Annotated in this window: 8 protein-coding genes; 5 read left to right on the top strand and 3 right to left on the bottom strand. The window is 65.2% G+C overall.

Features of this window, described 5'->3' with window-relative positions; all coding sequences use genetic code 11:
- Positions 1-143: 143 nt before the first annotated feature.
- Positions 144-2,405 carry a family 1 glycosylhydrolase gene (locus NMB41_RS04175; RefSeq protein WP_494381224.1) on the top strand — a complete coding sequence of 754 codons (2,262 nt, stop codon included), beginning with the start codon at positions 144-146 and terminating at the stop codon, positions 2,403-2,405.
- A gap of 123 nt (positions 2,406-2,528) precedes the next feature.
- Here the strand turns inward: NMB41_RS04175 and waaF are convergent, their stop codons facing one another.
- Entirely contained in the window at positions 2,529-3,554 is a 1,026-nt protein-coding gene (waaF, locus tag NMB41_RS04170; RefSeq protein ID WP_494381223.1) for a lipopolysaccharide heptosyltransferase II, read from the bottom strand.
- On the bottom strand, positions 3,551-5,212 hold the full coding sequence (gene msbA, locus NMB41_RS04165; RefSeq protein WP_494382931.1) for a lipid A export permease/ATP-binding protein MsbA: 1,662 nt from the start codon (positions 5,210-5,212) through the stop codon (positions 3,551-3,553). Before msbA ends, waaF begins: the two co-directional genes overlap by 4 nt.
- Before the next feature lie 285 nt (positions 5,213-5,497).
- Between msbA and NMB41_RS04160 the strand changes: the two genes are divergently transcribed.
- The 4 genes from NMB41_RS04160 (at position 5,498) to NMB41_RS04145 (ending at position 9,726) form a co-directional block, all read left to right on the top strand.
- Entirely contained in the window at positions 5,498-6,745 is a 1,248-nt protein-coding gene (locus tag NMB41_RS04160; RefSeq protein WP_494381222.1) for an O-antigen ligase family protein, read from the top strand.
- Between the two features lie 45 nt (positions 6,746-6,790).
- Complete coding sequence (locus NMB41_RS04155) at positions 6,791-7,648, top strand: glycosyltransferase family 2 protein (protein ID WP_494381221.1); 858 nt, start codon at positions 6,791-6,793, stop codon at positions 7,646-7,648.
- Positions 7,645-8,283, top strand: a complete 639-nt coding sequence (locus NMB41_RS04150; RefSeq protein WP_494381220.1) for an NAD-dependent epimerase/dehydratase family protein — start codon at positions 7,645-7,647, stop codon at positions 8,281-8,283. Before NMB41_RS04155 ends, NMB41_RS04150 begins: the two co-directional genes overlap by 4 nt.
- 105 nt (positions 8,284-8,388) lie before the next feature.
- Positions 8,389-9,726: an IS4 family transposase gene (locus tag NMB41_RS04145; protein WP_494379701.1), complete on the top strand. Its 1,338-nt coding sequence runs from the start codon at positions 8,389-8,391 to the stop codon at positions 9,724-9,726.
- Positions 9,727-9,775: 49 nt separating this feature from the next.
- On the opposite strand, the gene dnaE is transcribed toward NMB41_RS04145, so the two are convergent.
- Positions 9,776-13,273, bottom strand: a complete 3,498-nt coding sequence (gene dnaE / locus NMB41_RS04140) for a DNA polymerase III subunit alpha (protein WP_494381219.1) — start codon at positions 13,271-13,273, stop codon at positions 9,776-9,778.
- Between the last annotated feature and the right edge of the window lie 64 nt (positions 13,274-13,337).

Below are 13,337 nucleotides of genomic sequence, written 5' to 3'. Positions count from 1 at the left end.
AGCAGATATTTAGCAGAGGAAATGGATACGAAGACAAAAAGTAGGACTAGTCCGAAATGTCCTCTATATGTTAGCCGATTCACATAACAGCCTGCACCGGACCGTTAGTCTAGGGCCTGTCTCATAAATAGCAGGTATTTCTCATGAACATCGACAAGCAGATCCAGCCAGACACCGTACCAGGGCTGGCGCTTTGGGGCGGCCTCGAATGCACGGTGAACCGTGTACGCGACAATTATTTCAGCCAGATGGAACGCAATGGCCACCTCGATCGCGTGGAAGACATCGAGCGCTTCGCCTCGCTCGGCATCCAGGCAATCCGCTATCCGGTGCTATGGGAGCGCACCGCGCCGAACGGCATCGAGCACGCCGACTGGTCCTGGTCCGACGAACGCCTGCCCGCGCTGCTGCGCCTGGGCGTGACGCCGATCGTCGGCCTCATCCACCATGGCAGCGGCCCCGAACATACCAGCCTGGTCGATCCGGCCTTCCCCGAAAAGCTCGCCGAGTACGCCGGCGCGGTAGCCCGGCGCTACCCCTGGGTCGAGTACTACACCCCCGTCAACGAAATACTGACGACGGCGCGCTTTTCCGGTCTGGCCGGCGTCTGGTACCCGCATGGCACCAGCCACACGACCTTCATCCGCGCCCTGCTCAATCAGTGCAAGGCCACCGTGCTGTCGATGCGCGCGATCCGCGCCGTCAACCCGGAAGCGAAACTGGTGCAGACCGACGACCTGTCGAAAACCTACAGCACGCCGGAGATGGCCTGGCTGGCAAACTTCTTCAACGAACGGCGCTGGCTGGCCTGGGATATCCTGTGCGGGAAGGTCGACCCCGAGCACCCGCTGTGGACCTATCTGCTGGAGTCGGGCGCCACGTGCGAGGAGCTGCTCTGGTTCGGCGAGAACACCTGCCCGCCCGACATCATCGGCGCCAACTACTACGCCACCAGCGAGCGCTGGCTCGATCACCGTACCGAACGCTATCCGCAGGACCGGGTCCACACCTACGACGGCCACCTGCATGCCGACATCGAAACCCCGCGCGCGCTGGCCACGCCCACGCCCGGCATCGGGCCGCTGCTGCAGGAAACCTGGGAACGCTACGGACTGCCGATCGCAATCACCGAAGCCCACATCGACGCCAACCGCGAAGACCAGCTGCGCTGGCTGCTCGAAATCTGGAATGCCGCGCAAAAGACCAAAGCGGGCGGCGCCGACATCCGCGCGGTGACCGTCTGGGCCCTGCTCGGCTCCTACGACTGGAACTGCCTGGTCACCGAATGCCGCGGCTATTACGAGCCGGGCCCCTTCGACGTGCGCGGACCAAGCCCGCGTCCGACGGCGCTGGCGAACATGATGCGCGAACTTGCCAGCGGCCGTGCGCTGTCGAATCCCGTGCTGCAGGGCCAGGGCTGGTGGCGCCGGCCGGGCCGCTTTTTCTGCAAACCGGTGGCCACGCGCACGGCGGTGGCCGACATCGCGGTGCGCAGCCAGTTCAAGTCGCACCATGTGCAGCCGATCCTGATCACGGGCGCGACCGGCACCCTCGGTTCGGCGTTTGCGCGCATCTGCGAGAAGCGCAACCTGGCGCACCACGTGCTCACGCGCCAGGAAATGGACATCACCGATCCGGCTTCGGTGGAAGCGGCGATCCAGCGCTTCAAGCCCTGGGCCATCATCAACGCCGGCGGCTATGTGCGCGTCGACGAGGCCGAACGCGACGTTGACGGCTGCATGAAGGGGAATACGCACGGCCCCACCGTGCTGGCCCTGGCCTGCATCCGCCACGCGCTGCGCTTCATGACCTATTCGAGCGACCTGGTGTTCGACGGCGGCAAGGACACCCCCTATCTCGAATCCGACGCGGTGGCGCCGCTGGGCGTGTACGGCCGCAGCAAGGCCGAGTCCGAGCGCCGCGTGCTGGAAGCCGATCCGCAGGCCCTCGTGATCCGCACCAGCTCCTTCTTCGGCCCCTGGGACAGGCACAACTTCGTGACGCAAGCCCTGAGAGCCATGAAAGCGGGCCAGCCGTTCACGGCCTCGAACGACCTGGTGATCTCGCCGACCTACGTGCCTGACCTGGTCAATGTCAGCCTCGACCTCCTGATCGACCGCGAGCGCGGCGTCTGGCACCTGACCAATGGCGAAGCCGTGAGCTGGGCCGAGCTGGCGCGCAAGGCCTGCGCCATCGCCGGCGTCGATCCGCGTACTTTAGAGGAGCGTCCGGCGTCGGAACTGGGCCATGTCGCGGTGCGTCCGCATTACTCGGTGCTGGGCAGCGAGCGCGGCGTGCTGCTGCCTTCGCTGGACGACGCGCTGGGACGCTATCTGAAGGCGCTGGAAGAGCATGCGGCCGACGATGGGGAGATGGTGGGGGAAGCGGCGCATTACGCGAGCTGACAACTGACGGCTGATCTGCCGTTCTACCGCGTGGGCTCGAGAGCCCACCCTACGATTCGTCGCTGTTCGTAGGGTGGGCTCTCGAGCCCACGCGTTTTTTTCGTGCCTGAGAACACCCCACTGCTAAGGCGCCAGCATTGGCGCCAGCTCTTTCCACACCAGCGGCGCCTCCATCTTCTCCATGCAATCGTGATGCCCCAGCGGACACTCGCGCTGGCGGCAAGGCGAGCATTCGATGCGCAGCGACATCGCGCGCGCCATGTCGGAAAACGGCGGCGCGTGGTCCGGGTCGGTCGGGCCATACAGCGCAATCACCGGCCGGTTCAGGCTCGAGGCAATGTGCAGCAGGCCGGAATCGTTCGCCACCACGGCGCCCGCGCGCGCGATCAGGGCGACTGCCTCGTCGAGCTGGGTGCGCCCCGCCAGGTTCAGCATCGACGCCGCCGCGGCGCCGGCGCAGGCCAGCACCTCGTCGCAGGTCTCGCGGTCCTTGGGAGAACCGAGCAGCGCGATCTGCGCTCCCGCATGCTGTTCGAGGATGGCCTGCGCCAGCGCGCCGAAGTGGCGCGGCGGCCAGCGCTTGGCCGGGCCGAACTCGGCGCCCGGCGCGAACACCACCAGCAGCCGTCCGGCGTCGATCTCGAGGCGGGCGCACACCGCATCGATCCTTTCCTGCGCTACCTGCAGGCGCGGGCGCGGCGCCGGCGCCAGGGGCGCGCCTGGCGCCAGCGCCAGCGCGGCATAAAAGGGCACCATCGGGCGCGGCGGCGTGTCATCAAGGTGCATGACGTTGACCAGGCCATAGCGCATCTCGCCCTTGTAGCCGACCCGGCGCTTGATCCCGGCCAGCCAGGGGATCAGGGCGTATTTCAGGGTATTCGGGAGCACGTAGGCGTCGGCATAGCCGCGCGCGCGCAGCACCTGCGCATACTTCCAGCGCTCGCGCAGCTGCAGCGCCTTGTGCCGGAACGGCGTCTCGAGCACGGTGTCGACTTCCACCGCGGCGCGCCACACGGGCGCCACCGAAGGCGGCGCCAGCACGTCGATCGCTCGCTCGGGATGCTGCGCTTTCAGGCGCTGCAGCAGCGGCTGCGCCATCACGGCGTCGCCGATCCAGTTGGGCGAGATGACGAGGGTGCGTCCGCTCATTGTTCCGCCGTGGCCGCGAACTGCAGCCGGTACAGGTTGGCGTACATGCCGCCTTGCGCGAGCAGTTCGTCATGCGCGCCCTGCTCGACGATGCGGCCCTGCTCCATCACCACGATGCGGTCGGCGCGCTCGATGGTCGAGAGGCGGTGCGCGATCACGATCGTGGTGCGGCCCGCCATCAGGGTGTCGAGCGCGGCCTGGACGGCGCGTTCGGATTCGTTGTCCAGCGCCGACGTCGCCTCATCGAGGATCAGGATCGGCGCGTCCTTGTAGATCGCGCGCGCGATCGCCACGCGCTGGCGCTGGCCGCCCGAAAGGCGCATGCCGTTCTCGCCGATCATCGACTCCACGCCATCCGGCAGGCGCGCGACCACGTCCGTCAGGTGCGCCGCCTTCACCGCCGCGGCCAGGCGCTCGTAGTCGATACGCTCGACGCCATAGGCGATGTTGGCCGCCAGCGTGTCGTCGAACAGGACCACGTTCTGGCTCACCATCGCCAGCTGCGCGCGCAGGTTCGCCAGGCGCAAGTCGGTGTAAGGCACGCCGTCGAGCAGGATGCGCCCGCCTTCGGGATCGTAGAAGCGCGTGACGAGATTCACGAACGTCGACTTGCCGCCGCCCGAGATGCCGACCAGGGCCACCGTCTGGCCGGGCTGAATGTCGAGGGTGAGGTCCTGCAGCGCCGGCGTAGCCGCGTTCGGATAGCGGAACACGACGTTCTCGAAGCGCAGGTGGCCGCTGGCTTTGGCCAGTTCGCGCGTGCCGGTATCGAGTTCCACCGGCGAATCCATCATCTCGAACACGGTTTCGGCGGCGGCGATCCCGCGCTGCATCGGCCCGTTCACCTCGGCCAGCGATTTCAGGGGCGTGAGCAGCATCAGCATCATGGTGACGAACTGGGTGAATTCGCCGACCGTCATGTTGGCGCGGATCGCCAGCACGATCACCAGCGACAGCGTCATGGCCGTGGCGACCTGGGTGATCGGCGTGGTGGCCGCGAACGCGACGGTGCTGCGCTGGGAAAAGCCGCGCAGCGCCTCGCTGCGGGTGTCGAAGCGCTGGCGCTCGTAGCGCTCGCCCGAAAACACGCGAATCACCTGGTGCCCGCGCGCTGCCTCCTCGACCACTTGCGTCATTTCGCCCGTGACGCGCTGGTTTTCGCGGTGCATCTGGCGCAGGCGCTTGGTGGTGGTGCGCACGATGACGGCCGTCAGCGGCATGACGACGATGGCGACCAGGGTCAGGCGCCAGTTCAGGTAGAGCAGCGTGCCGAGCAGGCCGATCACCACCAGCACGTCGCGCACGCAGGCGATGAAGACCGAGTTGATCATGTCGACCACCTGGCGCACGTCGTTGATCACGGTGTTGATGATCTTGCCGGTCGACTCTTCATGAAAGCGCGCCGCCGGCAGCCGCAGCAGGCGGTCGAACAGCCGTGCGCGGATGTCGTTGAGGACGCGGCTGATGACCCAGTTGTTGAGGTAGGCGGTGGCGAAGGTGCCGATCCCGCGCAAGATGAAAATCGAAATCAGGACGCCGGGAATCCACCACAGGGAAAACTCGACCTTGTTCTTGAACCCCTTGTCCAGCAGGAGCTGCAAGGCCTTGCCCAGCAGCGGCTGGGTGGCGGCGGTGAGCGCCATGGCCAGCAGCGCCATGTAGGCGCGCGAACGGTAGGGTTTGATGAACGCCCACAGGCGCTTGACGATGACACTGTTATCCAATTTGCTCTTTTCGCTCGCGGTGACAGGCGCCGTCGGGCGCCGCGGGGAATCCGGACCGTCCGGAAAGGATGGTCAGCTCACCATTTTCGCATACTCGCGCCCGCGTGCGCAGTCAGGGCGGCGCGGGGCTGAGCTCGAATTGTCTAAGGTACAATGCACGGGATTTTGCCGGTGGCCCGACGTGACATGCCGCCGCGCCGCCACGAATAAGGAAACAAGATGCAGCACCCGTCCTCCGCCGCCCAAGGCGGCCGCATCGAGCGCGCCGCGCGCCAGCTGCTGCTGCTCGCCGCCTTCAGCATCCCGTTCTCGACCGCGCTGATGAATCTGTTCATCGGCCTGACCCTGATCGCCTTCCTGCTGGCCCTGGTCGCAGACCGTTCGCTGGCACGGCCGCTGCGCACGCCGGCCTCGCTCTTCGCGCTCGCCCTGCTGGCGCTGGTGCTGATCGGCAGCACCTGGTCGATCGCGCCGCCGGACGAAATCCAGAACGCCATGCGCAAATATACCAAGCTGCTGGTGCTGCCCCTGGCTGTCTGCCTGTGCTGGCGCGCGCCGGAGCTGCCGGCGCGCGTGCTGCGCTGGTCGCTGGCCGGCTGCGCGGTGCTGGCCAGCTCGCTCTACCTGGTCTGGCTCGACAGCATGCCCACCTCGAGCCTGGGCTGGTGGCGCGTGGGCGACATCAGCGATCCCTACGCCTTCCGCAACCACATCACGATCGGCATCCTGCTGTCGTTCGCCGCCTGCGCCGCCTTCCTGGCCGCGACCTATCCGCAGGACAGGCGCAAAAGCGCCGGCCTGGTGGCCCTGGGCGTGTATTTCGCGGCGCCCATCCTGATGGGCAATGGCCGCACCGGCTATGTCGCCCTGTTCGTCGGCCTGTTCGCGCTCTACCTGCTGCGCGCACGGATCACGCTGCTGCGCAGCGTTCTGGTGGCCGCGGCCGTGTCGGTCCTGTTTGCAGGCGTGTATATGGTCTCGCCCAACTTCAAGACGCGCATGGACTTGCTGGCGACCGAGGTGGCCAGCAGCAACGCAGCCTCACCCAACGGCCTGCGCAAGAGTTTCATCAAGGTCGGCACCCAGGCCGTACTCGATCACCCCCTGCTCGGCCACGGCACCGGTTCCTTCTCCGAAGTCTTTGCGCCCGAATCGAAACGCATCTGGGTCGGCTCGCCGAAAGAGCAGAACAGGCGCCACCAGCCGCACAGCGAGCCGCTGCTGCTGGCGGTCCAGCTCGGCTTGAGCGGCGTCGCGCTGTTTTTTGCGCTGCTCGGCGCCATCGGCAAGGCCGCGCTGGCGCGGCGCGATCCGACCGCCGATGCGCTGGCACTGCTGGTGGCTGTCTACGGCATCACCTCGCTGTTCAACAGCCTGCTGTGGGACCCGACCGAAGCCTACTGGTTCCTGCTGCTGGCAGGCGCGCTGTATGGACATTGCATCCAGCGGCGCGGCGCTGCACAATAGGCGCTTCGACACAGCATTACGCCGGCCTTGCGCGCCGTCGCCGTTATGAACAACGAGATCCGCATTTCCCTCATTATCGCGACCTATAACTGGCCGGACGCCTTGCGCGCCTGCGTCGAAGCCTGCTTTCGCCAGAGCGACCGCAATTTCGAGATCATCATCGCCGACGACGGCTCGGGCGAAGCGACGCGCACGCTGGTGGAAGAACTGCAGGCGCGCTCGCCGGTGCCGCTACGCCACGTCTGGCAGCCCGACGACGGCTTCCGCCTGGCCGAGTCGCGCAACAACGGCATCCTGGCCGCCACGGGCGACTACATCGTCACGCTCGACGGCGACTGCGTGCCCCAGCGCGATTTCATCGCACGCCACCGCGCACTGGCCGAACCGGGCTACATGGTCACCGGCAGCCGCATCCTGCTCAGCGATGCCTTCAGCAAGCGCGTGCTGGCTGAGGAGGTCGACCTGCAGTCGCTGGGCGTCGGCGAAATCCTGCGCTACCGCCTGCAAGGCCTGGGCAAAGCGGCCCAGCTGCTGGCGAAACTGCCGGACCTGGGGCGCCGGCGCCACCGCTTCAGCTTCCGCCGCATCAAGGGCTGCAACATGGCCTTCTGGCGCAGCGACCTGGAACGCGTCAACGGCTTCGACGAGAGCTTCCGCGGCTGGGGCTACGAGGATTCGGACGTGGTCGCGCGCCTGTTCCACGCCGGCGTGATGCGCAAGGACGGCGCCTATGCGACCGAGATATTCCACCTGTGGCACCGCGAAGCGACACGCGACGCGGCCTCGAGCAACCAGCACATCGTCCTCGAACGGATGAAGACCCGGACGACGCAAGCGGCGATCGGCCTGCGCGAACACGGCGCCCAGGCGCTGGCGGCAACGGACAAGCTGCCGGCGACATGAGACGCATCCTGCTCGCCGGCGCGACCGGCCTGGTGGGCCAGGAAATCCTGCATGCCCTGCGGGCCGACGAGACAGTCGGGAGCGTCCATGTGCTGGCGCGCCGCGCCGCGCCCAGGGCGCACCCGAAGCTGGCATGGCAGGTTGTCGACTTCACGGCCTTGCCCGCCCTGCCCGCGCTCGACGAGGTCTACCTCGCGCTCGGCACGACGATCCAGGTGGCCGGCAGCCAGGCGGCGTTTCGCGCGGTCGACTTCGATGCCAACCTGGCCGTGGCGCGGGCCGCACGGCACGCCGGTGCACGCCGGCTGGGACTGGTGAGCGCAATGGGCGCCGACAAAGGCTCGCGCGTCTTCTACAACCGCGTCAAGGGCGAACTCGAAGAGGCGGTCGGCGCACTTGGCTTCGAGGGCGTCGTGATCGCGCGGCCATCGCTGCTGATCGGCGAGCGGGGAGCCCTCGGGCAGGCACCGCGTCCCGGCGAGCGTATCGGCGCCGTGCTGGCGGGCGTGCTGCGGCCCTTGATTCCCGCGGACTACCGGCCGATCAGGGCCGTCGACGTGGCCAGCGCCCTGCTGGCCGCCGTACCCGCGGCGCAGGGCAAGCTGATCCTGCGCTCGGGCACGATGCAGCAATGAAAACGGCGCGCCCCCTGTAACGAAAAAAACCACCCGCAGGTTAATGCCAGTCACTTAAGGCATTGACCAGCCGGCGGTTTGAGCTAAAACGGATTCACGATCAACGTGAATCCGTTTTTTATTATGGCCCTTCAATTTGACATGGACTATGCGGCTGAGCTGGCACCGCATGAGTTCGAGCGTTTCGCCAGCCTGATCGATCCGGCCTGGATCGACGAAGCCTTGCAACAAACCGGAACCGTGTCGTTGCGCCGACGGCGCCTGCCGGCTGAGCGCATGGTTTGGCTGGTCATCGGCCTGGCCCTGTTTCGTAACGAACCAATCTGGCATATCGTCCAGCAACTTGATCTGGCCGATGGGCCAATGCCAAATGCACCCGTTCCCAGTGCCGCAGTGGCAGGCCGCGAACGCTTGGGTGAAGCACCGATGGCATGGCTATTCGAACGCTTGGCAAGCTGCTGGACAAGCGCTGCCATACCTGAACATGGTCTCTTTCATGGGCTGCGAAGCTATGCCGTTGATGGTGTCGTGTGGTCGCTTCCCGATACGCCGGCCAACTGTGAGAAATTTGGGCGGGGTTTCAACGACAAGAGCAATGGCGCCTGGCCTCAATTACGTGCAGTCTGCTTGATGGATACCTACACCCATCTGATCCGCGCAACCGAGTTTGGTGATTACGGTACGGGGGAGGTGAGCTTTGCCAAGTCACTCATGCACAAGGTACCGGATCAATCGTTGACGATTTTCGATCGTGCCTATCTCTCTGCAGCCCTTCTTCTGGACTGGCAGCATGCAGGTGAACAAAGGCATTGGCTTATGCGGGCCAGAGCGGGATTGCGTTATGAGGTGATATGCCAATTTGCCCCCGACGACTGTCTGGTGAGCTTTTCAGTGTCGCCACAGGCACGCAGGCAACGGCCGGACCTGCCGTCGCATTGGCAAGCGCGGCTCATCAAGTGCATGGTCGGCGGAGAGCCGCGGCAGTACCTTACCTCCCTGTGCGATGCGCACCGCTTTCCGGCGCGCGAGATCGTGGCGCATTACACGCAGCGCTGGGAGATTGAACTGGGCTTCAGGGAAATTAAGCAGGGCATGCAAAAGAACATGACGACCCTGCGTAGCAGATTGCCTACGCTGGTACGCCAGGAAGTTTGGGGCACGCTCATCGCCTACAACCTGCTACGTCATGAAATCGCCCAGATGGCCGACGAACTGCACGTCCCGCCACAGCGCCTGAGTTTCCAGTGGCTGGCCCTGGCCATCACCACGGCCCTGTATCACTGGCCTTTGCAAACGCCAGGCACCTTCCCCAGGCGCCTGGCATGGCTGCGTGAGCAGGCACGCGCTTATCTTTTGCCAGAACGCCGAAGGCGCTCCTATCCCAGAGTCGTCAAACAGCCCAGATCCAAGTTTCCAATGAAAAATGCCAGTCAGCTTAACTGACTGGCATTAACCCGCAGGTGGTTTTTTTAATGCGCTCGCCTTCGGCGGCTCAATACTCCACCGCCACGTCCTTCGCCCCCAGCGTCAATTCGAGCGCATGTTTCAATGCGTCCGACGGCGCCACCCGCCACTCGTCGCCCAGCTGCAGGATGCAGTCGACGTTCGCCGGCTTGATGCGCAGGCTGACCGGCAGGCCGTCCGGGTGCTTGTAGGGCGCCAGCACTTCGGCGATTTTTGCCGGGCTGACCGTGCAAGCCAGGTCCATCTCCAGCTTGTGGCCGTACTGGATGCGGGAACTGGCCAGGTCGTAGACCTTTTCCGCCGTGATGCGCAGGCCGCCATTGAAGCGGTCTTCCGACACTTTACCGACCACGAGTAAAAATTCGTCTTCCTTGAACGCGTTCTTGTTCGCCTCGAACACCTCGTTGTAAATGGTGACCTCGACCACGCCGGTCTTGTCGTCCAGCGCCACGATCAGGATCTTGCCGCGCTGGGTCATCTGGGTGCGCACACCGGTAATGACGCCGCACAGCATGCGCGGCTCGCGCGAGGGCTCCAGGTCCTGCAGGCGGGTGCGTGCGAAGCGCCGCACTTCCTGTGCATAGATGTCGAACATGTGGCCCGACAGGTAAAAGCCGAGCGCGGTCTTTTCTTCGGACAGCTTCTGGCGGTCGGTCCAGGGCAGCGCTTTCACGTACTCCGGTGGCGCGACCAGGTCGGAGTCGTCGCCGCCGAACAGGCTGACCTGGTTCGCGGCGGCCGCTTCCTGGCCCGCCACTTCCATCGCAAAGGCGACCGACGCGAGCAGGATCGCGCGGTCGATGCCGAAGCAGTCCATGCCGCCGGCGCGGATCAGCGACTCGATCGTGCGGCGGTTGATCTGCTTGCGGTCGACGCGCTTGCAGAAGTCGAACAAGTCCTTGAACTTGCCGCCCTCGTTACGCGCAGCGACGATCGCCTCGATCGCGCCCTGGCCGCAGCCTTTCACGCCGCCCAGGCCGTAGCGGATGTTCGTGACCTGCTTGCCGGTCACCGATTTCGGCTCGCCTTCGGGCGTGAAGCGGAACTGCGATTCGTTCACGTCCGGCGGCAGCAGGGTCAGGCGGCAGACGTCGATCGAATCCTCGACCAGGATCTTGATCTTGTCGGTGTCTTCCATCGCCAGCGACATGTTCGCTGCCATGAAGGCGGCCGTGTGGTGCACCTTCAAATACGCCGTGTGGTAGGACAGCAGCGCGTAGGCGGCGGCGTGCGATTTATTAAAACCGTAGCCCGCGAATTTTTCCATCAAGTCGAAGATCTCGTCGGCCTTCTCGGTCGACAGGCCATCCTTGGCGGCGCCGGCGCGGAAGATCTCGCGGTGCTCGGCCATCTCTTCGGCCTTCTTTTTACCCATCGCGCGGCGCAGCATGTCGGCGCCGCCCAGCGAATAGCCGCCGACGATCTGCGCCATCTGCATGACCTGCTCCTGGTAGACCATGATGCCGTAGGTCTCGGACAAAATCGATTCGGTGCGCGGGTCGGGATAGTCGAACTTCTCGCCGTGCTTGCGCTTGCAGAAGTCGGGGATCAGGTCCATCGGGCCCGGACGGTACAGCGCCACGAGCGCAATGATGTCCTCGAAGCGGTCGGGACGCGCGTCCTTCAGCATGCCCTGCATGCCGCGCGACTCCAGCTGGAAGATCGCGACCGTCTTCGCATCCGACAGCAGTTTATAAGACGGCCGGTCGTTCAGCGGCAGGGTCTCTAAATTGAAGCCGGCATCCACCGGATCGAGCGCGCGGATGTAGTTCACGGCGCGGTCCAGGATGGTCAGCGTGGTCAAACCCAAAAAGTCGAACTTGACCAGGCCGACGGCCTCGACGTCGTCCTTGTCGTACTGCGAGACCACGCCGGTGTCGCCGCTTTGCGAGTACAGCGGGCAGAAGTCGGTCAGTTTGCCCGGTGCGATCAGAACGCCGCCGGCGTGCATGCCGATGTTGCGGGTGATGCCTTCGACCTGCTGCGCGAGGTCGAGTAGCTGCTTCACTTCTTCCTCGTTCTCGAGGCGCTCCTTCAGCAGCGGCTCTTCTTCGATGGCCTCGGCGATCGAGACCGGCTTGCCCGGCTTGAAGGGAATCAGTTTCGAGATGCCGTCGCAGAAGTTGTAGCCGAAGTCGAGCACGCGGCCGACGTCGCGGATCGCGCCTTTCGCGGCCATGGTGCCGAAGGTGGCGATCTGCGAGACCGCGTCGCGGCCATACAGATCCTTCACGTGCTGGATGACGCGGTCGCGGTTTTCCTGGCAAAAGTCGATGTCGAAGTCGGGCATCGAGACGCGTTCCGGGTTCAGGAAGCGCTCGAACAGCAGGTTGTATTTCAGCGGATCGAGGTCGGTAATGAGCAGGCAGTAAGCGACCAGCGAACCGGCGCCCGAACCGCGGCCCGGACCGACCGGCACGCCATTGTCCTTGGCCCACTGGATGAATTCGGCCACGATCAGGAAGTAGCCCGGGAACTTCATCTTGTTGATGGTATCGGTCTCGAACTTCAGGCGATCTTCGTAGCGCGGACGCGCCTCCTCGCGCTTGACCGGGTCCGGATACAGATGTTCGAGGCGCTTCTCCAGGCCTTTCTGCGATTCCGCCACGAGGAATTCGTCGATCGTCATGCCCGGCGGGGTCGGGAAGTCCGGCAGTTGCGGCTTGCCGAGCGTGAGCACGACGTTGCAGCGCTTGGCGATTTCGACCGAATTGGCCAGCGCCCCCGGCAGGTCATGGAACAGCGCCGCCATCTCGGCCTGCGTCTTGAAGCACATCTCTTCGTTGAAGCGGCGCACGCGCTTGGCGTTGGCCAGCATCTCGCCCTCGGCGATACAGGTGCGCGCCTCGTGGGCGATGAATTCGTCCTTGCTGATGAACTGCACCGGGTGGGTCGCCACCACCGGCAGCCCGAGGCGGCCGGCCAGCGCCACCGAATGGCGCACGGCCTGCTCCTGGTTCGATGCACCGGCGCGCTGGATCTCGATGTAGAAATGGCCCGGGAAGATGCGCGCCCAGCGCGCGGCATTGCGTTCGGCGCGTTCGATGTCGCCATTGTCGATGGCCTGGCCGACGTCGCCGAAACAGGCGCCGGAGAGCACGATCAGGCCGTTGGCCTGGTCGGCGTCCGGCTCGAGCGTGGACTTCGAGGTGGCCAGCGCTTCGAGCCATTCGATGCGGAACTCGGCCCGGCCTTTGTATTGATTCGTCAGCCAGGCGCGCGAGAGCAGGTCGCACAGCTGCAGGTAGCCGGTGTGGTTTTTCGCCAGGATGAGCAGGCGCGAGGGCTTCTCGCGATTGTCCTCATTCGTGATCCAGGCGTCGACCCCGATGATCGGCTTGATCCCCTTGCCGCGCGCCGCCTTGTAGAAGCGCACCATGCAGAACATGTTGGCCAGGTCGGTCACGGCCAGGGCCGGTTGCTTGTCCTTGGCAGCGACGCCGACCAGGTCGTCGATGCGCACGAGGCCGTCCACGATCGAGTATTCGGAGTGGACGCGCAGGTGGGTGAAGGTCGGGGAAGTCATGGGCGTATTTTAACCCGCCAGCCGCTCCCTCGACAGCCGCCGGCACGGCCCGCGGGACCAGTTG

Source organism: Massilia sp. FBCC-B171 (genome assembly GCF_059134155.1).
This window is presented reverse-complemented; position numbering and strand designations above follow the sequence as displayed.